The 25,461-nt window shown below is 68.1% G+C and carries 20 protein-coding genes; 9 read left to right on the top strand and 11 right to left on the bottom strand.

All coding sequences use genetic code 11. The features are described 5' to 3' along the window. The first annotated feature begins 5 nt into the window (after positions 1 to 5). Both DM992_RS19370 and DM992_RS19365 read left to right on the top strand, forming a co-directional pair. Positions 6 to 365, top strand: coding sequence for a type II toxin-antitoxin system RelE/ParE family toxin (locus DM992_RS19370; protein ID WP_111018222.1), 360 nt, complete (start codon positions 6 to 8; stop codon positions 363 to 365). A gap of 71 nt (positions 366 to 436) precedes the next feature. Beyond that, positions 437 to 733, top strand: coding sequence for an XRE family transcriptional regulator (locus DM992_RS19365; RefSeq protein WP_111020299.1), 297 nt, complete (start codon positions 437 to 439; stop codon positions 731 to 733). Positions 734 to 888: 155 nt separating this feature from the next. On the opposite strand, the gene DM992_RS19360 is transcribed toward DM992_RS19365, so the two are convergent. The 3 genes from DM992_RS19360 to DM992_RS19350 all read right to left on the bottom strand — a co-directional run bounded on the left by DM992_RS19360 (position 889) and on the right by DM992_RS19350 (position 7,505). After that, entirely contained in the window at positions 889 to 2,163 is a 1,275-nt protein-coding gene (locus tag DM992_RS19360; RefSeq protein WP_111018221.1) for an amino acid permease, read from the bottom strand. 135 nt (positions 2,164 to 2,298) lie between these two features. Beyond that, the gene (locus DM992_RS19355) at positions 2,299 to 6,753 is read right to left on the bottom strand and encodes a DEAD/DEAH box helicase (protein ID WP_111018220.1); all 4,455 of its coding nucleotides are present in this window, start codon (positions 6,751 to 6,753) and stop codon (positions 2,299 to 2,301) included. A gap of 227 nt (positions 6,754 to 6,980) precedes the next feature. After that, positions 6,981 to 7,505: a metal-dependent hydrolase gene (locus tag DM992_RS19350; protein WP_072436609.1), complete on the bottom strand. Its 525-nt coding sequence runs from the start codon at positions 7,503 to 7,505 to the stop codon at positions 6,981 to 6,983. Between the two features lie 399 nt (positions 7,506 to 7,904). Here DM992_RS19350 and ggt point away from each other — a divergent pair, with 399 nt between their 5' ends. Further along, positions 7,905 to 9,626 (top strand): gamma-glutamyltransferase, encoded by a 1,722-nt coding sequence (ggt, locus tag DM992_RS19345; RefSeq protein ID WP_111018219.1) that lies wholly within the window; start codon positions 7,905 to 7,907, stop codon positions 9,624 to 9,626. An 84-nt stretch (positions 9,627 to 9,710) separates the two neighbouring features. Here the strand turns inward: ggt and DM992_RS19340 are convergent, their stop codons facing one another. Beyond that, the gene (locus DM992_RS19340) at positions 9,711 to 10,634 is read right to left on the bottom strand and encodes an alpha/beta fold hydrolase (protein WP_111018218.1); all 924 of its coding nucleotides are present in this window, start codon (positions 10,632 to 10,634) and stop codon (positions 9,711 to 9,713) included. Positions 10,635 to 10,982: 348 nt separating this feature from the next. Between DM992_RS19340 and DM992_RS19335 the strand changes: the two genes are divergently transcribed. The 3 genes from DM992_RS19335 to ppk2 are packed head-to-tail and all read left to right on the top strand — an operon-like array spanning position 10,983 to position 12,691. Continuing rightward, positions 10,983 to 11,432: a helix-turn-helix domain-containing protein gene (locus DM992_RS19335; protein WP_089453165.1), complete on the top strand. Its 450-nt coding sequence runs from the start codon at positions 10,983 to 10,985 to the stop codon at positions 11,430 to 11,432. A 35-nt stretch (positions 11,433 to 11,467) separates the two neighbouring features. After that, on the top strand, positions 11,468 to 11,683 hold the full coding sequence (locus tag DM992_RS19330) for a hypothetical protein (RefSeq protein WP_239511413.1): 216 nt from the start codon (positions 11,468 to 11,470) through the stop codon (positions 11,681 to 11,683). Between the two features lie 57 nt (positions 11,684 to 11,740). After that, positions 11,741 to 12,691 (top strand): polyphosphate kinase 2, encoded by a 951-nt coding sequence (gene ppk2 / locus DM992_RS19325; protein WP_111018217.1) that lies wholly within the window; start codon positions 11,741 to 11,743, stop codon positions 12,689 to 12,691. A gap of 55 nt (positions 12,692 to 12,746) precedes the next feature. Here the strand turns inward: ppk2 and DM992_RS19320 are convergent, their stop codons facing one another. The 3 genes from DM992_RS19320 to DM992_RS19310 all read right to left on the bottom strand — a co-directional run bounded on the left by DM992_RS19320 (position 12,747) and on the right by DM992_RS19310 (position 14,944). Beyond that, a complete protein-coding gene (locus DM992_RS19320; protein ID WP_111018216.1) occupies positions 12,747 to 13,037 on the bottom strand; it encodes an H-NS histone family protein in 291 nt (96 codons plus the stop codon). A gap of 265 nt (positions 13,038 to 13,302) precedes the next feature. Continuing rightward, positions 13,303 to 13,890, bottom strand: coding sequence for a YigZ family protein (locus DM992_RS19315; RefSeq protein ID WP_111020298.1), 588 nt, complete (start codon positions 13,888 to 13,890; stop codon positions 13,303 to 13,305). Positions 13,891 to 14,086: 196 nt separating this feature from the next. Then, positions 14,087 to 14,944 (bottom strand): LysR family transcriptional regulator, encoded by an 858-nt coding sequence (locus DM992_RS19310; protein WP_111018215.1) that lies wholly within the window; start codon positions 14,942 to 14,944, stop codon positions 14,087 to 14,089. 129 nt (positions 14,945 to 15,073) lie between these two features. On the opposite strand from DM992_RS19310, the gene DM992_RS19305 reads away from it, so the two are divergent. Then, positions 15,074 to 15,652, top strand: a complete 579-nt coding sequence (locus DM992_RS19305; protein WP_111018214.1) for a DUF4865 family protein — start codon at positions 15,074 to 15,076, stop codon at positions 15,650 to 15,652. A gap of 329 nt (positions 15,653 to 15,981) precedes the next feature. On the opposite strand, the gene DM992_RS19300 is transcribed toward DM992_RS19305, so the two are convergent. The 3 genes from DM992_RS19300 to DM992_RS19290 form a co-directional block, all read right to left on the bottom strand. Continuing rightward, positions 15,982 to 18,183 carry a glycoside hydrolase family 3 C-terminal domain-containing protein gene (locus DM992_RS19300; protein WP_111020297.1) on the bottom strand — a complete coding sequence of 734 codons (2,202 nt, stop codon included), beginning with the start codon at positions 18,181 to 18,183 and terminating at the stop codon, positions 15,982 to 15,984. A gap of 452 nt (positions 18,184 to 18,635) precedes the next feature. Further along, complete coding sequence (locus DM992_RS19295; RefSeq protein WP_111018213.1) at positions 18,636 to 19,715, bottom strand: glycosyltransferase family A protein; 1,080 nt, start codon at positions 19,713 to 19,715, stop codon at positions 18,636 to 18,638. Between the two features lie 73 nt (positions 19,716 to 19,788). Further along, a complete protein-coding gene (locus DM992_RS19290) occupies positions 19,789 to 21,045 on the bottom strand; it encodes an oligosaccharide flippase family protein (RefSeq protein WP_111018212.1) in 1,257 nt (418 codons plus the stop codon). A 639-nt stretch (positions 21,046 to 21,684) separates the two neighbouring features. On the opposite strand from DM992_RS19290, the gene DM992_RS19285 reads away from it, so the two are divergent. Next, positions 21,685 to 23,541, top strand: a complete 1,857-nt coding sequence (locus DM992_RS19285; protein WP_111018211.1) for an alpha/beta hydrolase — start codon at positions 21,685 to 21,687, stop codon at positions 23,539 to 23,541. Between the two features lie 161 nt (positions 23,542 to 23,702). Here the strand turns inward: DM992_RS19285 and DM992_RS19280 are convergent, their stop codons facing one another. Beyond that, positions 23,703 to 24,122, bottom strand: a complete 420-nt coding sequence (locus tag DM992_RS19280) for a hypothetical protein (RefSeq protein ID WP_111018210.1) — start codon at positions 24,120 to 24,122, stop codon at positions 23,703 to 23,705. A 127-nt stretch (positions 24,123 to 24,249) separates the two neighbouring features. On the opposite strand from DM992_RS19280, the gene DM992_RS19275 reads away from it, so the two are divergent. Continuing rightward, the gene (locus tag DM992_RS19275) at positions 24,250 to 25,458 is read left to right on the top strand and encodes a polysaccharide biosynthesis/export family protein (RefSeq protein ID WP_111018209.1); all 1,209 of its coding nucleotides are present in this window, start codon (positions 24,250 to 24,252) and stop codon (positions 25,456 to 25,458) included. The last annotated feature ends 3 nt before the right edge of the window (positions 25,459 to 25,461 follow it).

The following is a 25,461-nucleotide window of genomic DNA, read 5'->3' as shown; positions in this document are numbered from 1 at the left end:
AGACGATGGCGAGACAGCAGATTCAGGTCACGCTCGGTGTGCGGTTCTTTCGCACGGTCCGAGGCAACGAGCCGGTGCGCGAATGGCTCAAGGCACTCGGGCAGGTGGAGCGAAGGGCGATCGGCGAAGAGATCAAGACCGTTCAATTGGGCTGGCCGCTCGGCATGCCGCTGGTCCGGAAGATGTCGAAGGATCTATGGGAGATCCGCGTGATGCTGCCGGGGCGGAGCGCCCGCGTGCTGTTCACGGTCGTCGGCGACGCGATGGTCCTGCTGCACGGCTTCTTCAAGCAGTCGCGGGCCACGCCGTCGGACGATCTCGACGTCACCGTCGCGCGCCTGAAGGCGCTGACGCACGCCATTTGAATTCCCGGTTGCGCCGGAACGCACCGTCTCCGACGGTCGGGCAGCCGCAACGCCATGCACTGGAGTACGACATGACGACCACGAACAACCCGCATATCGGCAGCGACTTCGATACCTTCCTCGAAGAGGACGGCAATCTCGAAGTGGCCACCGCCACCGCGATCAAACGCGTGATCGCGTGGCAGATCGGGCAGGAAATGAAGGCGCAGCACATTACGAAAACCGCGATGGCCGCGCGGATGAAAACCAGCCGTGCCGCGCTCAACCGGCTGCTCGACGAAACCGACACGAGCCTCACGCTGGCGACGCTCGCGAGCGCGGCCGCCGCACTCGGCAAACGGCTCAGCTTCGAGCTGGTGCCGGCCTGACCGGCGTGACGAAACGGCGCGCGGTCGGTTGGCGGCGGCCGTCCGCGTGATGCGCGCGGAGAATTGGCCGGTGATTCGGCCTGCGATTCACCGGTGCGTCGCCGCATGCGGACGGGCTTCAAGCCATGCGTATTCGCCGGGTCGCATATGCCGGGTCATTTGCGTGGCCCGGTCACCTGCAGATAAAGCAGCGCGCCGCCCGCGAGCAGCAGCGGGCACAGGAGATACCAGCCCGTCGTCAGGAACAGCCCGGCAACTGCCACCAGCGAAATCCATGCGCAGCGGTAAGCGATGCTGCCGCGCGGCAGCAACTTCAGCGCAGCGGCCGCTCCGAGCCCGTACACCATCACGAAACACCCGGACGTCACGAGCACGAGCGGTTTCGGCCCGACGTCCGAGATCGTCGTCGCGACCAGCGCGACGGCCGCGAGCACGGCGATCACGCCGAGGCTGCGGCGCGGGACGCCGCCGACCTGGCTGCCTTGCGCGAGCCACGCGGGCAATGCGCCGTCGCGCCCGAGCGCCGCGCCGAGCTTGGCCGCGCCCGCGAAATACGCATTCATCGTGCCGAGCGTGAGCAGCAGCGCGGCCGCGGCCGCGAGCACCTGAGCGTGGCCGCCGATGCCGCCCGCGATCAGTTCGGCGAGCGGTGCGCCCGATGCGCCTGCAGAGGGCCCGAGCACCGTCACGCTTGCGGCGGCGACCGACAGATACAGGAACCCGACGACCACGACCGCGATGCCGGCCGAGCGCGGCATGTCGTGCGCGGGCCGGCGGAATTCGGCCGCGAGATGCGTGATCGCTTCCCAGCCGGCGAAGCTCCACACGAGCAGCGCGGCAGCCTGGCCGACCGCGAGCCAGCCGTGCGGCGCGAACGGCTGCAGGTTCGCGGTACGCGCATGCGGCGCGGACGCCAGCACCGCGGCGAGCAGCAGCGCGACGAGCAGCGCCGACAACACGAGCTGCATGCGGCCCGATACGGTGACGCCGAATGCATTCGCGGCCGACACGGTGGCGATCAGTGCGGCAGCCGTGACGATGACCGTCGTGTGGCCGCCGCCCGTGACGGCCGCAACGTACGCGCCGCCGAACATCGCGGCGGCCGGCGCGCCGGCCGGCACTGCAAAGTAGAAGCACCAGCCGACGATCGCCGCCGCCTTCGGCCCGAATGCGCGCCGTGCGTAAGTCGACACGCCGCCCGCGTCGGGATAGCGTGCGCCGAGCGCGGCGAAGGTGGCCGCGAGCGGCCCGGACAGCACGACGAGCGCGGCCCACGCGAGCAGCGACGCCGGGCCGGCGACCTCGGCGGCCAGCGCAGGCAACGCGATCACGCCGGTGCCGAGCACCGCGCCGATATACAGCGCGGCACCCTGGAAAATGGTCAGCGAGCCCGCGTGATGATCGGCGGGCGAGTCGGCATGCGCGGGCATGAGCGGCAGTCTCCGGAAGTCTTGTTGTATGTGGGCGCGGTAGCCCGCGCGGTCAATCGCTCGATGCTACCCGAACGACGGCGGCAGCGCGGCCCTGCGATCAGTAGTCTGTACCGCGCCGTCTGTCAGCCGATGTCAGCAGTGGCGCGCGAGCCGCAGGCGCGCATCCTCGCGCGCGGCGGGTGACAGTTCGGGCGCGTAGTGGAACGCACCCGATACGAGCGATGCGACGGGCACGCCGTCGCGGAACAGCACGCGATTGCCGGCCAGTGCCGGCACCTTGTCGCCGGGCAGCAGCGTGCCGGCGAGATTCAACGGGTCGGCGCCGGTCACGCATATGTACTGCCCGTCGCCGGGTTGCCGCCGCAGTTCGCGCAGAATCGGAATCGCCTCGGGTAGGGCGAACTGCTCGCCCGCGAGCCCGGCGACGAAACGTCCGCCGCGAATTTCGCCGCGCGCTTCGAGGCGCTGCAGCACGCGTACGAGTTCGCGCCAGCTCGGCAGCCAGTCGGCCTCGCGTTCGAGCAGCCGCCAGAACACGACGCCGTAGCGGCGCAGCAGCGTCCACGCGATGTGTTCGAGCGCGTCGGGATCGGTCGCAGCCGGGCCGCGTTTCGGCGTCGGCACATCGTCCTGTGACGCGTGACGCTGCACGAGCGCCCAGCGGCCCGCGTCGTCCATCCCGCCGATCAGCGCGCCGCCGCGCCGCGTGCGAGGCGCATAGGTCGCGCTGCGCTTGACGGCCGGCTTCAGCAGCGCGCGCAGGCCCGCGTAGCTGTCCGCATTCACGAGGCCGGCCGATACCAGTTCGCCGAGGGCCTGTTCGAGTTCGACGGGCAGCATGTGCAGGTCGTCGAGCAGTGCATCGAAGAACATCGCGCCGTGCGCGGCGAGCGCGTCGCGCACTTGCGTGGCCCGTGCGGACAGTGCCGGTTGCGCGTCGGGGTCGCGCAGTGCCTGCCATGCGGCGAGGTGGCGGCGCGGCAGCAGCACGATCGGCGTCGTCTTCACGGGTGTGCCGGCCGTGCGCGCCGGCGCGCCGATGCGTGTCCACACGAGCTTGCCCGAGCGGCACAGCTCGTCGAGGCCACCCGCCATGTAGTCGGTGAGCCGTGCGGGCAGCAGCGCGTCTTCCCACGCGCTTGCCGCGGCTTCGTAGCCTTCGAGTTGTTCGACGACGGCCGCGAGCGCGTCGCGGCCCGTGCCGCGCGTGTCCGGCGTCAGGTGTTGCCAATGGAACAGGAAGCGCATGAAGTCGGCGCGCTCGACCGGCTCGATCTCGCGGCGCAGCCGCTTCACCGTATAGCGATGAATGCGCGCGAGCAGGTGGCGTTCGCACCATTCGTCCGTCGTCGCGCCCGGCGTGAACCGGCCGCGCATCACATAGCCTTCGCGCTCCAGCGCCGCGAGCGCCGTCGCGATCGACGCCGGCGGCAGGCCGAGCGGTGTCGCGATCGCGTCGAGCGCAAGCGGCCCGAAGCCGGTAAGCCGCGCGCGGACCACGTCGACGAGTGCGGCATCGGCTTCCCACGGCTGCGCGCAGGCGGCCGGCACCTTGAGCGCCGGCGTCACGCGCGCGTCGGGATGCAGCGTGCGCATGCATACGAGCCGTTCGACCGGCACCCACAGCGCGGCGCCGCCCGGCGCGACGAGTTTGGTTGCGCGGCGGCGCTCCGCGAGTTCCGCGAGCCGGTCGGGCCAGCCTTCGTGTGCCTGTGCTTCGCTGTCGGCGACGCACGCGAGCGTGAGCAGCGCATCGTGCATTTCGTCGGCGTCGCGCACGAGCGGCCATGCTTCGTCGCGCACCGCATCGATCGCATCGGCGTCGAGCGCGCCGAGATCGTCGGCCGATTCGGGATCGCTCCAGCGGCGCGACTGCACGGCCTGCGTGCGGCGCTCCTCGAGCGGCGCATCGTCGAGGAACGCGTAGGGTTTCGCGTTCAGGATTTCGGCCGCGAGCGGCGACGGCGCGGGCAGGTCGCGCGCGACGAGTTCGATCGCGCCGCTTTCGATCCGGCGCAGCAGCGCGAGCCAGCCGTCGGTGTCCATCGCGTCGTGCAGGCAATCGTCGAGCGTCTGGTCGACGAGCGGGTGATGCGGTATCTCGCGTTCGCCGACGATGTTCTCTAGGCACGCGACCTGATCCGGGAACACGGTCGCGAGCAGATCCTCGCTCTTCATCCGCTGCAGTTGCGGCGCGGTGCGCCGGCCGCCCGTGAAGCGCGGCAGCGCGAGCGCGGTCGTCGCGTTCCAGCGCCAGCGCACGCCGAACATCGGCGCGTCGAGCAGCGCCTGGACCAGCACGTGCTCGGCGCTGGCCGAACGCAGGTAGCGCCACACTTCGTCGAGCGCGAAGCTGTGCGCGAGCGACAGCGACAGGATGATCGCGTCGTCGGTCGCGGCGGCCTGCAGCTCGAAGTTGAAACTGCGACAGAAGCGCTTGCGCAGCGCGAGCCCCCACGCGCGGTTGATGCGGCTGCCGAACGGTGAATGGATCACGAGCTGCGTGCCGCCCGATTCGTCGAAGAAACGCTCCATCACGAGCGTGTCCTGCGTCGGCAGCGCGCCGAGCGCGGCGCGCGTGCGGGCGAGGTAGTCGGCGATCTGGCGCGCGGCGTCGGGCGATAGGCGAAGATCGTCGACGAGCCAGCGCAACGCCGGCGCGAGGCGGCTTTCGGCAGGGGCGATCGCGGTGCCTGTTCCGGTTTCCGCGTTGGCTTTCGCGGTGCTCGCGGCTTTACCACCCGCGCGTTTGCGTTCGCCGGCGTCCGCTTGCCGGTCGCCGTCGGCGAACAGCCCGTCGAGCCGTGCACGCAGCCGGCCGACCGCAGCCGACAGCTCGTCGCTGCGCCCCGGCGCCTCGCCGAGCCAGAACGGAATGTTCGGCGACTGGCCCTGCGCATGCTCGACGCGCACGCGGCCCGTTTCCACGCGAATGATCCGGTACGACTGGTTGCCCAGCTGGAACACGTCGCCTGCCAGGCTCTCGATCGCGAAATCCTCGTTGACGGTGCCGACCTGGATGCCCTGCGGTTCGAGCAGCACCGCGTAGTCGGCCATGTCGGGGATCGTGCCGCCCGAGGTGGTCGCGGTCATCATCGCGTTGCGGCGCCCGCGCACCGTGCCGCCGACCACGTCGCGATGCAGGTATGCGCCGCGTACGCCGCGGCGGCTCGTGAAGCCTTCGGCGAGCATCTTCATCACTTCGTCGAAGCGCTCGCGCGTCAGCCGCGCGTAGGGCGCCGCGCGCGTGAAGCTCGCATACAGCGCGTCCTCCTGCCATTCCGTACACGCGACTTCGGCGACGATCTGCTGCGCGAGCACGTCGAGCGGCGCTTCGGGAATCCGCAATGCGTCGAGTTCGCCGCGTTGCACGCAATCGAGCAGCGCCGCGCATTCGACGAGTTCGTCGCGCGACAGCGGGAACAGCCGGCCCTTCGGCACGCCGCCGACGTGGTGCCCCGAGCGGCCGACGCGCTGCAGGAACGGCGCGATCCCGCGTGGCGAGCCGACCTGGCAGACGAGATCGACATCGCCGATGTCGATGCCGAGTTCGAGCGATGCGGTTGCGACGAGCAGCTTCAGTTCGCCGCGCTTCAGGCGCTGCTCGGCGTCGAAGCGGTGCTCCTTCGCGAGACTGCCGTGATGCGCGGCGATCGCTTCCTTGCCGAGCCGGTCGGCGAGATGGCGCGCCATGCGCTCGGCGGTGCGCCGCGTGTTGACGAACACCAGCGTCGTGCGATGCGCGGCCGCGAGCCCCGCGATCCGGTCGTATATCTGTTCCCACACGTCGGTCGCCATCACGGGTTCGAGCGGCACGTTCGGCAGTTCGAGCGCGAGGTCGCGCTCGCGCGTGTGGCCCGTGTCGACGATCGTGCAGTTGCGCGGCGCATCGGCCGGGCCGCCGACCAGGAATCGCGCGACCGCGTCGATCGGCTTTTGCGTCGCCGACAGCCCGATGCGCGGTAGCGCATGGCCGGCCAGCGCGTCGAGACGTTCGAGCGACAGCGCGAGATGGCTGCCGCGCTTGGACGATGCGAGCGCGTGGATTTCGTCGACGATGACCGAGCGCACGTTCGACAGCATCTGCCGCCCAGATGTGGACGACAGCAGTACGTACAGCGACTCGGGCGTCGTGACGAGGACGTGCGGCGCGCGCTTGCGCAGCGCGGCGCGTTCGGCCTGCGTCGTGTCGCCGGTGCGCACGGCGGTGCGGATCGCCGGCACCGGCAGGCCGAGTTGAGCGAGCGATTCGGCGATGCCGGCGAGCGGCGCGTCAAGGTTCACGTGGATGTCGTTCGACAGCGCCTTCAGCGGCGACACGTAGACGACGAGCGTCGCATCGGGAAGCGTGCCGTCGTGCGACAGCGCATCGCGCACCAGATCGTCGAGCGCGCACAGGAACGCGGTGAGCGTCTTGCCGGAGCCGGTCGGCGCGGCGACGAGCGTCGAGCGGCCGGCCTTGATGTGCGGCCACGCGAGCGCCTGCACGCCGGTCGGTTCGGCGAACGTGCGCCGGAACCACGCGGCGACGGCCGGGTGGAACACGTCGAGCGCACTGGCGGCAGGGCGGGTAGCGGTGACGTCCATCGGAGCGTTGAAATAGGGTGCGAGCGCGCGGACGGATCGCGCGCGAATCGAATCGCCAGTGTGCCAGACGTCGCGCGAGCGTGCCGGGCATCGCGTGCCGTTCGGGCTTGCGTGTCGACGATTCAGATCGAGATGGGGGCTCGCCCCGCACTTTCAACGGACGTAAAGTTGCGTGCGCGCCGGCACGCCGATATTGCGCCGAAGCGACACCACGACACTGCAAGCGACTACACACGATGCAGCCAGCCGAGCCAGTGTTCGAGCAGCGGCGCGCGCGTCCACAGCGATTGTGCGAGCCACAGCGTGCCGCCCCATGCGGCGGCCACCACGATCAGGTCGCAGTGTCCGCTGTTCCACAGGTTGAGCGAATGGCGCCGCCAGATCCACGGCACGCCGAGCGGGTTCGGCCAGTCGGCGAGCAGGTGCATCACGCCGCCGCACGCGAAGCCGAACAGCGGCGCGGCCCACAGCGGATGCGGATGATGGGTGAGCCCGTGCCACCCGAGCGCGAGCAGCGCGATCCAGCCGATGCCCCAGTGCGTGACGGTGCGGTGCGTGATCCACAGCCGGCGCTTGCGGGTCCACCATGCGACTTCGAGCCAGTCGGGTGCGGTGCCGCCCGCGACGCCCATAGCGAACGCGGCGAGCATGCCCGCGTGCCACGGACCCGTTGTGCCGGTCTGCGCGACGAGGACGGCGGCGGCGACGCCGGCCGCGAAGCCGGACGCATGATGCGCATTGTGTGATGCCATAGGGAGCGAGACGAAGAAACGTGAAGCGGCGCGTGAGCGAAAGAAAATGATTCGGCGCGAAAGCGGGGCGCTATCTTCTCAGATCGGTCCGGTAAACGGGCGGCTCGTCCGCAGATTTTTTTGTGTGCATGTGTTGCATGCAGCGCAGTTCGCAACTTTCCGTTTTTATGCGTTACGTGATGACGCGTACCGCATGCAATTTCGACCGGTTCGTATGCATGCTGGCGCGCCGCTGCGTGACCGGGCGTACGCAGTCGACGGGCTTTCGTGCCGCGCCGCGTGTTCGACCCTTTTTGTCCCCCTATACTACGAAACCGGCATATGGCCGTCGGCGCGCCAGCGGCCATAAACGGACAGGTGCTTTTCCTGCCTGAACGAGATCCACATGGGGGACATGCAATGACTACGCTGAATCGCTTCAAATCATCCGCGGTCGTGCTCGCGACGGTGGCCGGCATCGGTTTCCTGCCGAACGCGCCCGCCTATGCGAAAGGGCCGCAGCCGGCGGTCCTGACGAGCTCGGCGGTCGCGGTGGCCGACAAGTACAGCGCGGATGCCGCGGAGCGGATCTTCAAGGAAGGCGGCAACGCGATCGACGCGGCCGTCGCGATCGCATTCACGCTCGCCGTCACGTACCCCGAAGCCGGCAACATCGGCGGCGGCGGCTTCATGACGATCTACAAGGACGGCAAGCCGTACTTCATCGACTACCGCGAGCGCGCGCCGCTCGCCGCGACGAAGGACATGTACCTCGACAAGGACGGCAACGTCGTCAAGGGCATGAGCTTGTACGGCCCGCGTGCGGTCGGCGTGCCGGGCACGGTCGCGGGCATGTGGGAAGCGCAGAAGCGTTTCGGCAAGCTGAAGTGGAAGCAGGTGCTCGCGCCGGCGATCCACTATGCGCGCGACGGCTTCGTCGTCGACGAGCAGCTCGCGCAGCGCGGCGTCGACGCGTCGAAGGAGTTCGGCGGCAAGACCAACTTCGACAAGTACTTCTCCGGGCTGAAAGCCGGCGCGAACTTCAAGCAGCCCGATCTCGCCGACGTGCTGACGCGAATCTCGAACGACGGCGCGGAAGGTTTCTACAAGGGCAAGACGGCCGAGTTGATCGCAGCTTCGATGAAGACCGGCGACGGCAACGGGCTGATCACCACCGAGGATCTCGCGCAATACCGCGCGGTGTGGCGCCAGCCGGTGCAGGCGAAGTGGAACGGCTATGACGTGATCACCGCGCCGCCCCCGAGCTCGGGCGGCATCGGCCTCGTGCAGTTGCTGAAGATGAAGGCCGACCGCAAGCAGGATTTCGAGGGCGTGAAGCTCAACTCGCCGCAGTACATCCACCTCGTCGCGGAAATCGAGAAGCGCGTGTTCGCCGATCGCGCGCAGTATCTCGGCGACCCGGACTTCTACAAGGTGCCGATCGCGCAGCTGACCGACGACGCGTACATCGCGAAGCGTGCGGGCGAGGTCAACCCGAAGGAGCCGTCGGACACGAAGAGCGTGCAGCCGGGCCTCGGTACGACGATGCCGGAGAAGGCCGAAACGACGCACTTCTCGGTCGTCGACAAGTGGGGCAACGCTGTGTCTAACACGTACACGATCAACGGCTATTTCGGCTCGGGCGTGATCGCCGACGGCACGGGCATCGTGCTGAACGACGAGATGGACGACTTCTCCGCGAAGCCGGGCGTCGCGAACATGTTCGGCGTGGTCGGCAGCGACGCGAACGCGATCGAACCGAAGAAGCGGCCGCTGTCGTCGATGTCGCCGACGATCATGACCAGGAACGGCAAGGTGTCGCTCGTGATCGGCACGCCGGGCGGCTCGCGTATCTTCACGTCGATCTTCCAGGTGATCAACAACATCTACGACTTCAGGATGCCGTTGAAGGAAGCCGTCGGCGCGATGCGCTTCCATCACCAGCTGCTGCCGCCGAACACGATCTTCTGGGAGCCGTACCACCCGATCGAAGGCGAACTCGCGAAGCAGATCGAGGCGCGTGGCTACACGCTGAAGGGGCAGGATTTCAGCGGCGACATCCAGGTGATCAAGATCGACGGCAAGACGCCGGAGGCGATGGCCGACCCGCGCGGGCGCGGGGTGACGCGGATCATCCATTGACATGACGCGATGCGTGCGCGTTCGCGACAGCGGGCGCGCATGCCGTTGCGCGGCCGGGTGCCCGATTTCGGCCGCGCAACGCATTCAGCCGGTGGTCCGGATGAATCCGGCGATCCGCGCCGCGATCTCGTCGGGCGCGTCCTCGAAACAGTAGTGCCCGACGCCCGCCAGCCGCTCGACAGGCGCGGATGGAAACAGTGCGGTAAAGAGCGGCAGGAAGTGTTCGGCGCCGAGCGTTCGATCGGCGTCTCCCCAGATCGCGAGCGCGGGCTTTGCGCGTATCGCGTGCATCGCCGCCGCATCGGGTTCCTCGAACCGGTGCGCGCCGGTTGCAAACCCGCGTGCCCATCCGATCGCGCCGAGACAATCGGCGGGTTGCGCGAACGGCGCACCGTATGCGGCGAGCCAGGTGTCGTCGATGACCGCGTGATTCTCGAAACCGTTGAGCTTCAGCGTGCTCAGGATATTGAAGCCGAGCTGCCCGAGTACCGTTTCGAGCGTGTCGTCCGCCGCCGCGCGCGTGATCCACTGGAACCACGGCGCATCGCGGCCGTTCGCAGTCAGGCGCTCGACGAGATCGGGCTGGCCGAACGGCGTCGGTCCGTTCGCCGACACGATGCGCCGGATACGGTCCGGATGACGCGCGGCGAACCCCATGCCGACCGGGCCGCCGAAGTCGTGCATCACGAGCGTTATGCGATCGAGGTCAAGCGCGAGGACGAAACGCTCCAGGTTGTCGACATGATCCTGCAGCCAGTAGCTGCGGTCCTGCGGCGTCGCGCTTTTTCCGAATCCCATGTGATCGGGCACGATGACGCGGTGCATCGGACTCAGCGCCGCAATCAGATGGCGGAACAGATAACCCCAGGTGGGCTCGCCATGCAGGCACAGGACGGTTTCGCCGTCGCGCGGGCCCTCATCGACGTAGTGCATCCGGAAGCCGGATGCGTCGTCGAAATGCGGGGCGAATGGAAAGGTGCCATCGAACGTGGCATCGGACCGGATCATCGAGCGCTCCTTCGGTAGTCGAGTAATTTGGTTTCAAGTTGAAACCGTTTAGGAGCGTAGGATATGTGGTTTCAAGTTGCAACTGAAAGAATGATCCGTTCAGCCGCTGAATGGTGGAGTCGTGGCGCGCCTTGAAGCGAAAGGAAGGAAAATTCCGGGAAATATTGACCGAACAGCAAGAATGGATCACCAATCCGCGCTGCAGCTCCGGTTCCGTTCGTCCATCGAGAACAGTCGCGCCAGGATGATTGATCTATTGCGAAGTTAGTTTTATATTGAAACTATTATTTTCAGTGGAAACGACCGCTGTCCTGCCCGTATCCCGGGCACGGCATCGCCCCCGCATCGATGAACAGACGAACCACGCACGAGGATTCCCCATGCGGCGTTGCCCGCCCGCTGGACGCGATCGGCGACTGGTGGTCGCTGCTGATCGTTCGTGACGCGTTCGACGGGCTGCGCCGCTTCGGCGAGTTCCAGAAGAACCTCGGCCTCGCGAAGAACATCCTGGCAGCGCGCCTGCGCAACCTCGTTGCGCACGGGATCATGGACATCGTGCCGGCGGCCGACGGCGGCGCGCATCACGAATACGTGCTGACCGAGAAGGGGCGCGGGCTGTTTCCGCTGCTCGTCGCGCTGCGGCAGTGGGGCGAGGATTTCTTCTTCGAACCGGACGAGGCGCATGTGCTGCTCGTCGACAGGAAGACCGGGCTGCCGGTCAGGAAACTGGAGCTTCGTTCGCAAGACGGGCGCGTGCTCGGGCCGGAGGATACGGTCGTGCTGCCGCCGCCCGACTGACGCGCGGCGACCTGCCGCCGTCGGGGCGGACCAACGTGTCGGCAAATGTGAAGAGCGTGCGGGAGCCGGTGTTCGCCATCGGCGCGAGCTACCAGATCACGCGCCGGTTCTGTATCGCCGGGATGGTTGGCTGCATTCCGCTGCGTACGAAAATTGCGCTCGACATCAGCCAGCCGAACCGGACGCGCGCATCGAATACGTTCGACATTTCGGCGAACCCGGTGCTGGCCAGGCGTTTTTCATCAATTTGACGCGCGACACTGAGATAATGGCCGGGTTTGGCTGCGTCAATGATGGAAGGAGGCCCCATGGGCGACAACGATACCCGCGCCGAGACCGACAACCTCACCGATATGGAATCGATCGAGACGCGTCAGCGCCGCTTCGAGGAAGACCTCGTCGATGCTTACGACGAAGAGCTCGAGATGGAACTCGACGACCGCCGCTTCGACAACGGCGAGGACCTGCTGTTCTCGCTGGAGCGTCGCGAGGCGCGCAAGGAGTATTTCCGCGAGCTGTTCCGGCTGCAGGGCGAACTCGTGAAGCTGCAGGACTGGGTCATGACCACCGGGCACCGGCTCATCGTCATTTTCGAGGGGCGCGATGCGGCGGGCAAGGGCGGCGTGATCAAGCGCATCACGCAGCGCCTGAACCCGCGCGTGTGCCGGGTCGCCGCGTTGCCCGCGCCGAACAACCGCGAGCGCACGCAATGGTACTTCCAGCGCTACGTCGCGCATCTGCCGGCCGGCGGCGAGATCGTGCTGTTCGACCGCAGCTGGTACAACCGGGCGGGTGTCGAGCGCGTGATGAATTTCTGTACCGATGACGAGTACGAGGAGTTTTTCCGTTCGGTGCCCGAGTTCGAGAAGATGCTCGTGCGCAGCGGGATCCAGATCGTCAAGTACTGGTTCTCGATTACGGATCACGAGCAGGAGGTGCGCTTCCAGGCCCGGATCCAGGATCCGCTGAAGCAGTGGAAGCTGAGCCCGATGGACCTTGAAAGCCGTCGCCGCTGGGAAGCCTATACGGCCGCGAAGGAAGAGATGCTGCAGCGCACGCATATTCCCGAGGCGCCGTGGTGGGTCGTGCAGGCGGTCGACAAGAAGCGCGCGCGGCTGAACTGCATCCACCATCTGCTGGGCCAGGTGCCGTATCACGACGTGCCGCGCCCGACGATCGATCTGCCGCAGCGCGAGCATCACGAGGATTACATCCGCCGGCCGGTGCCGGACAACATGATCGTGCCGGATATTTACTGAGCGGCTGGACGGGTTTGGGCCGCGACGAGGAACCGGCCGCGCAAGGCGGCGCGTGTTACTCCCGGATCAGGAAGGCGGCCCGGTCGCGCCCGGCAATCCATGCGGGTGCGCGGCCGCGCCCGCTCCACGTTGCGCCCGTCACGGGGTCGCGATATTTCACGCCGACGGTGAACAGCTTCGCACGGTCGCTGTAACCGTGACCGAAGATTTCACGTGCGGTCAGCGCGTAGCTCGTGACGAGTTCGCGCACCTGCTCCAGCACCACATTGCGTTCGCGGCGCCGGGCCGCCTTGATGCGCTGATCGAGTTCTGCAAGTTGGGCTTGCAGTTTTTGGATTTGCTGCATGCGTCCGTTATCCCGTGGCTGATTTGATTATTGGCGACGCGTGATGAGCTGCATGGCAGCACGCCCGGCCATGGCGTGCTGCCTTGGCCGGAGGCGCATCTCATGCAGCGTGCCCCGGCCCGACGGCAAGGCATTTGCGGAGTGTGTCGCCGGGAACCCGGTGAGATTAAGATTCGGCGCGCCGTTTTTCTATCGGACGTATCTGAATTCTCGGCTGAATTTGCATGAGGCCGTGATGGCGAAGCGGGAGGGGCGCATCAGTTCGTTACAGCTCCGGAAACCCCGACCGCCCCTGGGTCAGATCGAACAGCTCGGTTCTCGCATCGGCCTCGGCGGTCTCCGGCAGCTTGATCACGAGCTTCACCGTCATCCCGTACGCGCTGTCCACCAGTTCATACCCGGCCTGTTCGATCCAGCGGCGCACGCGTGCCTCCTCGGGATAGCCGATCTCGATCGCGAGCCGCGTCTGGCGGATGCGTTCGACGCGCTCGGCATCGAGCAGCGCCGACGCGATCGCATCCGTGTACGCGCGCACCAGCCCGCCCGCGCCGAGCTTCACGCCGCCGTAGTAGCGCACGACCGCGCCGAGCACGCCGTCGAGATCGTGATGGCGAAGCACTTCGAGAATCGGCCGGCCCGCGGTGCCCGACGGCTCGCCGTCATCCGACATGCCCGACTGGCCGCCCGCCAGTAGTGCCCAGCAAACGTGGGTGGCGGTCGGATGCTCGTCGCGCAGGCGCTGCAGCACCTGCATCGCGGCGTCGCGGTCGTCGACGGGAATCGCGTACGCGATGAAGCGGCTCTTGCGGATCTCGAGTTCGGTCGTGCGGGAAGCGGATAGGGTGTAAGTCACGTTGATCGTCATGGGCAAGCGCGATCGATGCGATCGCTCGCCCGTATTCCGGATGTTGTCTGGATCGGCCGCGGCCGATGCGCTGCGCGTGTCGAAGCATACCGCGTGCGAGGCGGGAGGGCGGAGAAACGTCCGGCGAACGCTTTTTTGTTCGGCAGCCGGCGCACATGCCGATCCGTCGATGCCGCGTTCGACGTCACCGCATCCCGACCGACGACCGCAGCGCCGCACCCAGCGTGCGCAGCGCCTGCCGGGCCCGCGCATCGGTCAGGCCCGAGTAGAGCACGACATCGCGCGCCGGCAATGGCGGCAGTCCGTATCGCGCGCCCACGTCGACCGTACCGGCGGGCGCCACGCGATGCCCGAGCGCCGCGACGGCCAGCCCCGCGGATACCGCCGCGCCGATCGTCGCGACGCCGCCGCCGACAAAGACTTCCGTCCATGCGATACCGGCTTCGTCCAGCGCACCGACCGCCATGCGGCGCACGCTGCAGGGCTCGGCCTGCGTCGCGAGCCGCAGTGGTTGCGGCGGATGGTACTCGAAATCGGCCGCTGCCATCCAGCCGAACGACTCCGACAGGATGGTTTCGCCGTCCAGCCGCCGGCTGCCGAGCTGCAGTGCGACGGCCGCGTCGAGCTGACCGCGGTCGAACGCATCGAGCACGTCGCGCGAAGCGGCGACGCGGATCTCCAGCACGAGCCCCGGCTCGGCCTCGCTGATGCGCCGAAGCAGCATCGGAAGATCGGCTCCGACGACATGGTGGCTGACGCCGATCACGAGCCGCCGCTGGCCGGTGCCGAACGCGTCGACCGCACCCTGGTGCGCGGCCACCAGTTCGCGCGCCGGTTCCAGGAACGCGGTGCCGTCGGCCGACAGGCGGACCTGCCGCGGCGTGCGTTCCAGCAGGCGGCGGCCGAGACCCTCCTCGAGGCGCTTGATCTTCAGGCTCACCGCGGACTGCGTCGTGTCCATCGCCTCGGCGGCCCGCGTGAAGCTCTTGAGGTCGGCGGTCAGCACGAACGCCTGCACAGCTTCGATGTCGAGCGTTTTCATCGCACTTATTCATTTCGAAATTGAATCATTGAAATATTCTGCCATCGTATTTTCAAATGATTCAAGGCCTTCTATTCTGTTCCCCAAGCCGTCCGGAATTCCCCCGTTTCTTTCGTCAGGAGTCGACGCATGCTGACTGCGTACTACGTGCACCGCCTGCCGGCGGACTACGACCTCGACATCATCCGCAATCGCGTCCGCGAACGCGGCAGGCTTTGGGACGACACACCGGAACTGGTGTTCAAGGGATTCCTGCTGCGCGAGGCCGGCTGCTACGGCGCGACAGAAAACGGCTACGCGTCGCTTTATCTGTGGCGCAATGACCGCGCGTTCGCCGGGTTCGTGACGGACGGCCGCTATCGGGTCGTGACGGACAGCTTCGGGCGCGCGCCGATCGACGTGCAGGTCGCGCTCGACGCGCGCAAGGGCAGCGCGTCGACGGGGCGTTTCGCTCGTCTGGAGGCGCTCGATATTCCGGCGGATGCCGATCTCGACGCGACGCTCGCACGGGAGCTCGCGCGCAACCGCGAAGCGGCGGCGCAGCCGGGTGTCGTCGTGGCCGCGGTCGGCCTCGATCCGCTGCGCTGGCGGCTGACGCGGATCCTCGTATCGGAACACGAACCGGACGACGGCGGTGCGGGCACGGTGTACCAGGTCTTGCATCTGGCCAAACCGTTGCTCGACACGCTGGAAGGGAGCGGCGCGTGATGGCCGGCGTTGGGTCGCGATCGCGGGCCCGGCCGGCGACCCGCGGCCGATCGCTCGGCAGGGCGGGCGATGCGCCATCGATGCGGTTGCCCGCCGGCCTCGCGGTCGCGGCTCATCTGGCGGGCGTGGCGGCAGGGATAGCTGCCATCGCCGTGCTGACGATGTTGCTGGCGCTGATGGCCCGATAAAGATCGTCAGCGGGCGGGCAAGCCCGGGGGCGTCCAAGAACAAGTGAACAAGTCGAGACGCGATGCAGTCGTCGCGCCGTCGCATGACCGGAAGCGCCGCACGCGATACGCGCGGCGCTTCCGGCTGCTTCACATCGCCGCTCAGTTACCCTGCAGCCGGATATCGCGCGACGACGCACCGACATACACCGTCCCGCCCGGCACGACGCGCCAGCCGTTGCGCGACGTATCCCACACGCTCTGCATCCGCGGCGACACCGTGACGCGAACATGCCGCGCCTCGCCCGGATTCAGCCGGATCTTCTCCCAGCCGACCAGCCGCTTCGGCGGTTCGTCCTTGTACGGCACGCCCAGATAGACCTGCGGCGTTTCCGCGCCGGCGACGCGCCCGTCGTTGCGCACGGTGAACGCGACGCTCAGCGAGCCGTCCCATTGCCGCGACACCGACAGCCCCGAATACGCGAAGTGCGTATACGACAGCCCGTAGCCGAATTCGAACATCGGCTTGATGTTGCGCGCGTCATACCAGCGGTAGCCCATGTTCAGCTTCTCCGCGTAGACGGGATCGTTGTCGAACGCGCCGTTTTGCCCCCACGTCGGCGAATCCTGGTCGCGGGCGGGGAACGTGACGGGCAGCTTGCCGGACGGATTGACGGCGCCGAACAGCACGTTCGCGATTGCCTTGCCGCCGGCTTCGCCCGGATACCACGCCTCGACGATTGCGGACACCCGGTCCTTCCACGGCATCAGCACCGGATTGCCGCTCTGGACGACGACGATCGTATGCGGATTCGCGCGCGCGACGGCTTCGACGAGCGCATCCTGGTTCGACGGGTTCGCGAGGCTCAGGCTTTGCAGATCGCCGAAATCCTCGCCGGCCGGCTGCGCGACCACGACGATCGCGACGTCCGAGCGGCCCGCGAGCGCGGCGGCCTGGTCGATCTCCTGCTGCGTGTACGCGCGGAATGGCGACTGCTGGTCGCTGTTGCCCGCGTACGTGACCTGCGCGGCCGGCGCGAGCGCGCGGATCGCCGCGACGATCGGCACGTCGACCTTCAGCCACGGATTGCGCCACCAGCTGCAACCCGTCGACGACCCGAACGTCAGGCCGCCGCAGCCCGCGAACGAACCCGTCACCGGGTCGCGCGTGTTGCCCGAACCGCCGCCCGACAGCACGGCCGCATCGGCATGGCCGCCGATCACGGCGATATGCGACGGCGCGGACGCGGCAAGCGGCAACTGGTTTCCGTCATTCTTCAGCAATACGATAGATTGCTCGGACGCCGCCTGCGCGAACCGGTTCGCGGCCGCGAAATCGATCGTGCCGCCGCCCTTGGCCGGATCGTCCATCACGCCGACGCGGATCATCACGGCGAGCTTGCGGCGCACCATGTCGTCGAGGCGCGCGGTCGACACCGAGCCGTTCGCAATCGCCTGCTTGACTGCCGCCGGCGTCAGGTACACGCTCGGCCCGACGTCCTCTTCCTCGTCGAGCCCGGCGTTGATCGCGGCGGCGGTGCTGTGCGTCGCGCCCCAGTCGGACTGCACCTGGCCCTGGAAGCCCCATTCGTTCTTCAGCACGTCGTTCAGCAGGTGATTGTTCTCGCACGCATACGTGCCGTTCAGGCGGTTGTAGCTGCACATCACGCTGCCGGGCCGCCCGCGCTTCGCGGCGATCTCGAACGGCAGCAGGTACAGCTCGCGCAGCGTGCGTTCGTCGATCTGCGTGTTGCCGCCCATCCGGCCGTGCTCCTGTTCGTTGCCCGCGTAGTGCTTGATGGTCGCGATGACTTTCTGCCGCTGCGTCGCGAGCGTGCGTTCGGCGAGCAGGTCGCCGGCGAGCAGCGGATCCTCGCCGAGATACTCGAACAGGCGGCCGCCGCGCGGTTCGCGCGCGAGATTGGTGCCGCCGGCGAGACCCATGCCGAACCCTTGCGCGCGCAACTGGATCGCGACCTGCTTGCCGAAGTCGTACGACAGGCGGCGATCCCAGCTCGCGGCGACGGCGATCGTCGCGGGGAACGTCGTGCTGGCCTGCGACGTGCTGCCGGAACCGGTCGCCGAGTCGACCATGTTGAGATCGGGAATGCCGAGCCGCGGCACGCCCTGGATGTAGCCGGCGCCGCCGCCCGGCACCTTCGACATTTCGTATTGCGAATGAATGAACTGAAGTTTTTCGTCGAGCGTCATCTTGCGCACGAGCAGGTCGGCGCGCCGTTGCGCGGCAGCCGACCCGAACGCGTCGGTGGCGTCGCCCTGCGAGTTGAATTCGGCGTTGCCCGCATAGGCGGTAGTGCAGAGGGTCGCTGCCAGCACGACGGCCGGCCAGAGTTTGTCCCGCATGTTGCTCTCCATGATCGTATTGCTCGTTGTTCGGATGATGTCTGGAGCTGCGCACGTCCGGTGGATTCGCACCGGACGCATTCGGCTGGCGATGCAGGGTGGTTGCGCGTCGGCATGCCAGGCCAGGCGGGGAATCGTTACGACCGGTTGGGCTCGACCGGTCAACGCGGGCGGCGACGCACAGGCCGTCCGACGCTGCCGAATCGGATGTAGCGACTCTCAGCAGCGACTAATGTTATGAATGTAGTCCGACTACAGCATCGGTGTTTCTACCGATACGTACGATCTTTATTCGGGACGGCCGCGCGACGCGACGAAAAGGCGGTCATCGTTCCCGATTGCGGCCGTGTGGCGGGGTAAGAAGTACCTGCGTACAGGCGTTTGCACCGGGAAGCGTGGAGATGAAGGAGATTCGTCTCGTTGCGTGCGCATCGAATCGAGCGGGCCCGTCGTTATCCGGCGGCGCGGGATCCCGGATCGCGTGCGGTGCGCGGATCGGACGGCTTGCGGGCGCGTGCGAGAGGATTGGCGATGTAGCGGATCGCACGGTCGCTGAGCGTCGACGATGGCAGCAGGCACGCGAGCGACAGCCCGGCGACAGCCAGTTTCTTGAACGGACGCCAGAACGGATTGCGCAGCACCGTATGCCAGTAACGGCCCGAATCGGACAGGAACCAGCGCCAGCGGCGCGCGAGCGGCGCACGGTACAGCGTGCTCGCGAAGCGGGCCTTCTCGATCGAGAAATCGAACGGTTCGCGCGGCAGCGCTTCGTGAAGCCGCGAGCGGGCAATCGTGCGCAGCGTCGACCATCGGCGTTCAGCCTTCGACGCCCCCGTGGCTGCGTCCTCCGCATTGGCGAACGCGAGATCGGCGGTATCGCGGTTCGCGTCGCCGGCGGCGTGTGCGGCCGGTTGGTGAACGCGATAACCGCCGAGCGACGCGTCGATCATGTGGACGGCGCCGAGCAGCGCGATCCCGTAGATCGCATAAAAATCGGCACCGTGCAGGTTGTCGGCCGTGACGGGCACCGGGAAGATGCGACGGAGCGCGTCGCTCAGGTACGCGTTGCCCGACGCGGGCGGCGACGGATACAGCCAGCCCGCACGCAGCAGGCGCCCGCAATCCGTGTCGACGCCCGACTGCGGGACGGTGACGCCGGTTGCGGCGCCGTCGCGCGTGATCACGTCGAGCCGGAAATGCACCTTCACGAAGTCGCCGGCCGCGAACGCGGCCAGCACGCGGGCGGCGGCGTCGGGATAGAGAAGGTCGTCCGCGTCGAGCAGGATGACGTATCGGGTCGCGATATGCTCGAGCGCGCGGTTGTACGCGGCGACCTGGCCGCGATTCTCCTGGAAGACCGACGCGATGCGCTCGCCGTACGAGCGGATGATGTCGCGGGAATCGTCGGTCGATCCGTCGTCGATCACCAGCACGCGAATGCCGTGCACGGTCTGGGCGAGCGCGGAGTCGATCGCGGCACGCAGATAGGCGCCGTGGTTGTAGTTGCAGATTGCAATGGTCAGGTCTGCCATGAGCAGCTCCGGTGAAGCGGGTTCGAGTCTTCCGGCGCGGGCGGCCCGTGCCGTGCCGTCGTACGGCCTCACGCTAGCGGCGCGCAACGGAGCTGCCGAGCAGCGGGATGCCGGCGCGATAGACCACGGCCGCGAGCGCGGCGGCAACCGCGGCCTCCGCGAGCAGCACGGCGGCGGCGGCGCCCAGTTCGGCGAAATACTTCGCGAGCACCGGCAGAAGCACGATATTCAGGATACCGGACGACATCAGGATGCGCGTGAAGGCAGTTTTCATGCCGAGCGGCAGCATGGTCTGCACGCCGAACAGGTCGGTCATGCCGGCCATGAACGGGATGAACGCCATCCAGCGCAGCACGTGAACCGTCGGTTCGTACGACGGGCCGTACAGGATGCGCACCGCCAGCGGCGCACCGAAGAAGATCACGAGCGAGATGCCGAGCACCATCACGACCTGCACGACGAACAGCTTGCGCAGGAACGAGAACGCGTCGTTGCGCGCATGCCGCATCAGGTAGCTGATGCGTGGATAGGTGGCGGCCTTCAGCGGCTGGAGCATGCTGAGCGCCGCGCGGATCAGCTTGTCGCCGGCGGCGAAGTAGCCGGCCGCGACGTTGCCCGACACGAAGCCGAGCAGCACGGTGTTGGTCGATGCATAGAACGCGATCGACGTGGATGCGAGAAACACCTGCCAGCCGCCTTTCAGCGATTCGGCAATGTCGGAAACGCCGACGCGCACGAAGTCGATTTCGCGATGGAGATACAGGTAGACGGCCAGCGCGATCGCCGACAGCACCGGCACGGCGGCGTTGACGATCATCGCGCGATCGATGTCCGCCGGGCTGTGCACGACGGCGAACATCGCGGGAAGGCTCAGCACGCGGCCGACGAACAGGATCAGGCTGAGCGCGCGCAGCTTCTCCATGCCCTGGAAATACCAGCCGGGCGTGAATGCCACGCCGGCGACCATGCCGAACCCGATCAGCAGCAGGTCGCGATCCTCGCCGAAGCGCCCGATCACGAGCGTCAGTACCACCAGCACGACGAAGCAGACGGCCGCGATCCCGATCTGCGCGTACAGCGTCGCCCAGAAGATGCGCGAGCGTTCGGCGCGGTCGTCGCGGGCGAGCGCGATGCGCGGCGTCGCGGTCAGGTCGAAGCTGTAGCTCGTGCAATTGGTGAGATACGCGATGACCGCGAGCGAGAACGCGAGCTGGCCATAGCCTTCCGGGCCCAGCGCGTGCGTCAGCAGCGGCGCGATCAGCAGTGGCACCGCATACATCGAAATCTGCAGCGTCAGCAGCAGCAGGAAGTTCTTCTTGAGGTTTGACATTCGCTCGGTCGGCGCCGTTGGGTGTCGCATGGCGGCGGGTTGCGTGCTGCCGTGCGGATGCGCGGCCGGTCGGCGCTGACCCGGCTGCGAGGATTCGCGACCCGTTCCGGTGATGCCGGCACGGCTCCGTCGCATCGTATGGCGGCCATGATACGGGCCGTGCGGCGATGCATTGTTCGCGAGCCTACCGTTCGCGGATTCCGTTCACACAAGCGGAACGAATCACGAAAGGGCGCGCCGTGTTGTATCGCCGCGGTGATGAATGCATTTGTAAGCTGGCGCACCGAAGGCCGATCGGGCCGAATGATCTAATCAGATGCACTGTTTCGTCCGCGGCGGAAGTGATGCAGGCGTAGCCTGCAACCGGCAGCACGACCGGCCCGCGAGCGGATGAAGCCGGTGCAACGCGGCGAATGTCACGCATGCCGGCCGGCGCACGCTTGCGCGAGGTCGGCTCGCGCGTGGGGCAGTGCGACACATGGAACACGGTGAGCGGGCCGCGCAGGGGCGCGGCGGAAGACCGCCGCCGGTCTTCATGCTGTCGCAGACCCGCCGCGGGAATCGCGCAGCCGCGCAATCCGGTGGAGCCGCCGGCGCGCGTGCGCATGGAATAACAAATACCGATCCGAGGAGTACCGAGTGAAACCGATAACGTTCGGCAGCTGTGTGGGGTGGCTGCACGAAGGACAGACGGGGCAGGGCGTGATCCTGTGCGAATCGCTGGGTCACGAGGCCGCGTGGACGCACAAGCTCATGCGGGCGATCGCGGAACGTCTCGCCCGCGCGGGCGTCACGGTGTTGCGGTTCAACTATCCGTGCGCCGGCGATTCGGCTGGCGACGATCTCGACGCCGGGCGGCATGCCGCCAGCCTCGACAGCATTCATCGCGCGATCGACCTGCTGCGCGACGAAGCGGGCGTGACCGCGCTGACGCTCGTCGGCCTCCGCGCGGGTGCGCTGTTCGCGATGCTGGCCGCCGCGGGCGCGGGCCGGCACACGTCGTCGCGCGTCGATGCGATGGTGGCGCTGTCGCCGGTCGTGCGCGGCCGTGCATACCTGCGCGAGCTGTCGTTCGTGCATCGCCAGTGGCTCGATACGACGCCGCCCGCGATCCGTGTCGCGCACCGCGACGAACCGTGCATGAACGTGCTCGGGCATCGCTACCCGGCCGATCTCGTCGATGCGCTGAAGGCGACCGATCTGTGCGACGTGGTGCGCGACGCGCCCGCGCTGCCCGGCGCGATGCTGCTGATCCAGCCGGAGCAGGGCGACGGGCCCGCGTTGCGCGACGCGTTGCTGGCGCGCGGCGTGGACGTGACGTGCGATCCGTTCCGCGAATGGCCGACGACGATGCTGGACGGCACGCGCTCGCGCCTGCCGCACGCGGCGATCGACGCGCTGGTGAACTGGATCGTCGAGCGCGCACCGGATACGGCCGTCGCAGCCCGCGTTTCACCGCACACGGTCGGCATGTGGAGCGGCGAGTCGGCCGTCGCGCTCGACATGGGCGACATGACGGAGCAGGTCGTCGCGGTCGGCCCGGGCCGGCTGGTCGGCGTGCTGTGCCGTCCGGCGGAGACCCGGCCGGCAACGCCGGTCGGCCCGGCGCTCGTGATCGCGAACACGTCGACGAATCCGCGCAGCGGCGAGGGGCGCTTCGGCGCGCGCATCGCGCGCGCACTGGCGCGGGCCGGCGTGACGACGTTGCGGATCGACGTGACCGGCGTCGGCGACAGCGGGCCCGGTGCGCCGGACGACCAGGCGGGCGTCGTGTATTCGCCGCAGGCGATCGAGGACGTCGCGGCGGCGGCGGACTGGCTGCGCGCGATCGGCCATCCGGACGTGATCGCGGCCGGCATCTGTTCCGGCGCGTATGCGGCGTTGCATGCGGCGGTGAAAACCGCGTCGCTCGGCGGCGTGATCGCGATCAATCTCGCGCGCTTCGTGTGGCCGGCCGGCCTCACGCTCGAAGCGGCGCAGAAGCAGCGGATCAACTCCGTGCGCGGCTACTGGCTGTCGGTGCGCGACTGGCGGCGCTGGAAGCGGCTCGTCGCCGAGCGGCGCGACCTGCGTCCGATCCTGCGCGCGGTGGCGGCGAACGGTATCGCGCGCATCAGCGTGCCGGTGAAGGCGGCGGCCGCGCGCGTCGGCTGGAAGCCGCGCGCCGGCACGCCGCGCGGCGTGATGCGCGAACTCGCGCAGCGCAACGTGTGGACGATGCTCGTGTACGGCGCGCTCGATCCCGGCATCGACGACGTCCGGCGCCACTTCGGCGCGGTCGAGTGCGCGTTTCGGCGCTCGCGCCATGTGCGCCTGCACCTGATGCCGCAGGTCGATCACGCGCTGTACGGCGCGGCGGGAACGGCCGCCGTGATCGATCTCTGCATGCAGGCGTTGGGCGGCGACCCGGGCTGGCCGGCCGCACGCGTCGCCGATCCGTCGGCACCCGACGCAGCCGGGCGGCCGTACGCGAACGTATCGGTCGGAAGTTCGTGACGCGCATCGCGTCGCGGTTGCGCGGATTACGGGGTTCGATCCGCGCTTCGTATGAAGATCGGCGTTCGGTGGGCTCGCTCACAGACGCGCCTGTCGCGGCGGTGTCCAATCCTGTATCGGTGCAGGCGCCGTCACGCCCGTGCATGACCGGCCGGATCGCATCAGTCCGGATCGCCGGGCTGCGCATAGGGCGGCGACGTCGTGTACGGCGATGCGTACAGCGTGTCGCTGCGCCACGCGTCGTCGGCGGGCGCGCTGGCCGCTTTTGGGCGGCTCGGACGGCCCGGCACGAGCGGCCGCCGCAGCGTGCTGCGGGCGCGCGATGCCGGTTCCGCGGCGGTGCGAATGCCGGGAAGCGCAAGGTCCGGTGCCGCGGCATCGGATGCCGCGGTTGCGATGCCGGCAATCGCGGTTTGCGCCGAACGCTGCAGCGGTGCCGGCGCAATCAGCGCCGACGATGCGAAGGCCGGCGCGTCGGCCGGGTCGGACCGCGCGGATTGCGCGCTGGCAGCGCACGCGAAACCGGCCGACAGGATGCAGACGAGCGATGAAAGCGACGAAAGTGACGAAGAGCAGTTCATGACGAATCGTACGGAATGACGTGCGGTGACGAGGGAGGCGCGGCGCCGCATGGCGAGCCGCGCTGGCAAGCGTAATGCCGGAGCCCGCCGCGTTTGGCGGGTTACCGCACAGTTTCGGAAGGACACCATGTCAACGACGACGCAAAAGGAATCGACGGCCGGCAGGCTGCTGTCACGCACGCGCTGGCTGTCGCGCGTGGCGCTGGCGGCCTCCGTGTGCGCGCTGAGCGCGTGCGCGCTGGCGCCGGGCATGACGTATCGCGCGCCTGCCGAACGCGACGCGAATGCGCGCGTGGGTGCCGACGCATCGGGTTCGGGCGGCCTCGACGGCGTTCAGAGCGTATCGGGCGAGGATCTGATCGAGATCACGCCGGCGTTCGTCGAGCAGCAGCATGCGGCACGGTCGGCCAGCGTCGACGCGGAAATCCGCCAGTTGTTCGGCACGCCGAAGCCGTACGTGATCGGCCCCGGCGACGTGCTGAGCATCGTCGTTTGGGATCACCCGGAACTGAACCTGCCGACGACCCAGACGACGGGCGGCGGCGACGGCGTCGGCGCCAGCTCGGTCGCGACCGGTTATACGGTGGACGCGAGCGGCAGCGTGCAGTTCGCCTATGCGGGCCTCGTGCACGTGGCAGGGCTGACCGAGGCACAGGCGCGCGCGGTGCTGACGAAGCGGCTCGGCGAATACGTGCGCAAGCCGCAGATCGCGGTGCGCGTCCAGGCATACCGCAGCAAGCGTGTTTATCTCGACGGCGAAGTGCGCACGCCGGGACTGCAGATCGTCAACGACATGCCCATGACGTTGCCCGAGGCAATCGACCGCGCGGGCGGCTTCACCGCGACGGCCGACCGCTCCCGGGTGTCGGTGACGCGCGGCGACAAGACCGTGATGGTGAGCCTGCCGGCCCTGCTGGCTGCCGGCATCAACCCGACCAGCATCCTGCTGCACGACGGCGATCTCGTGCGCGTGCGGGCGGCGAGCGACAGCAAGGTGTTCGTGCTCGGCGAAGTGTCGCGTCCGGCGACGCTGACGCTGACCGACGGCCGGATGAGCCTCGGCGAAGCGCTCGGCGACACGGGCGGTGTCAGCCAGTACACGGCGGACGCGCGGCAGGTGTACGTGGTGCGGCGCGGGCCCGGCAACCGGCCGCAGGTCTTTCACCTCGACGGGAGTTCGCCGGCCTCGTTCGCGCTGGCCGACCGGTTCCCGCTCGAGCGTCGCGATGTCGTGTTCGTCGATGCGTCGTCGCTGGTGCGCTGGAGCCGTGTCGTCAACCTGCTGATTCCGTCGTCCGCGCAGGGCGCGCTGACGGCCAAGGCCATTTCGCCGTGAACC

The organism is Burkholderia sp. JP2-270 (assembly GCF_003233675.1).
GTDB lineage: Bacteria > Pseudomonadota > Gammaproteobacteria > Burkholderiales > Burkholderiaceae > Burkholderia > Burkholderia pyrrocinia_C.
The sequence above is the reverse complement of the archived record's forward strand: the minus strand, read 5'-3'. Positions and strand labels throughout refer to the sequence as shown.

What these genes read in the sequence shown, in the direction of transcription:
- DM992_RS19295 (WP_111018213.1), bottom strand. Translation starts at nt 19,715, where the DNA reads ATGGCAGACCTGACCATTGCAATCTGCAACTACAACCACGGCGCCTAT.
- DM992_RS19280 (WP_111018210.1), bottom strand. Translation starts at nt 24,122, where the DNA reads ATGAACTGCTCTTCGTCACTTTCGTCGCTTTCATCGCTCGTCTGCATC.
- DM992_RS19310 (WP_111018215.1), bottom strand. Translation starts at nt 14,944, where the DNA reads ATGAAAACGCTCGACATCGAAGCTGTGCAGGCGTTCGTGCTGACCGCC.
- DM992_RS19290 (WP_111018212.1), bottom strand. Translation starts at nt 21,045, where the DNA reads ATGTCAAACCTCAAGAAGAACTTCCTGCTGCTGCTGACGCTGCAGATT.
- ggt (WP_111018219.1), top strand. Translation starts at nt 7,905, where the DNA reads ATGACTACGCTGAATCGCTTCAAATCATCCGCGGTCGTGCTCGCGACG.
- ppk2 (WP_111018217.1), top strand. Translation starts at nt 11,741, where the DNA reads ATGGGCGACAACGATACCCGCGCCGAGACCGACAACCTCACCGATATG.
- DM992_RS19300 (WP_111020297.1), bottom strand. Translation starts at nt 18,183, where the DNA reads ATGCGGGACAAACTCTGGCCGGCCGTCGTGCTGGCAGCGACCCTCTGC.
- DM992_RS19335 (WP_089453165.1), top strand. Translation starts at nt 10,983, where the DNA reads ATGAACAGACGAACCACGCACGAGGATTCCCCATGCGGCGTTGCCCGC.
- DM992_RS19350 (WP_072436609.1), bottom strand. Translation starts at nt 7,505, where the DNA reads ATGGCATCACACAATGCGCATCATGCGTCCGGCTTCGCGGCCGGCGTC.
- DM992_RS19370 (WP_111018222.1), top strand. Translation starts at nt 6, where the DNA reads ATGGCGAGACAGCAGATTCAGGTCACGCTCGGTGTGCGGTTCTTTCGC.
- DM992_RS19365 (WP_111020299.1), top strand. Translation starts at nt 437, where the DNA reads ATGACGACCACGAACAACCCGCATATCGGCAGCGACTTCGATACCTTC.
- DM992_RS19340 (WP_111018218.1), bottom strand. Translation starts at nt 10,634, where the DNA reads ATGATCCGGTCCGATGCCACGTTCGATGGCACCTTTCCATTCGCCCCG.
- DM992_RS19305 (WP_111018214.1), top strand. Translation starts at nt 15,074, where the DNA reads ATGCTGACTGCGTACTACGTGCACCGCCTGCCGGCGGACTACGACCTC.
- DM992_RS19320 (WP_111018216.1), bottom strand. Translation starts at nt 13,037, where the DNA reads ATGCAGCAAATCCAAAAACTGCAAGCCCAACTTGCAGAACTCGATCAG.
- DM992_RS19275 (WP_111018209.1), top strand. Translation starts at nt 24,250, where the DNA reads ATGTCAACGACGACGCAAAAGGAATCGACGGCCGGCAGGCTGCTGTCA.
- DM992_RS19360 (WP_111018221.1), bottom strand. Translation starts at nt 2,163, where the DNA reads ATGCCCGCGCATGCCGACTCGCCCGCCGATCATCACGCGGGCTCGCTG.
- DM992_RS19355 (WP_111018220.1), bottom strand. Translation starts at nt 6,753, where the DNA reads ATGGACGTCACCGCTACCCGCCCTGCCGCCAGTGCGCTCGACGTGTTC.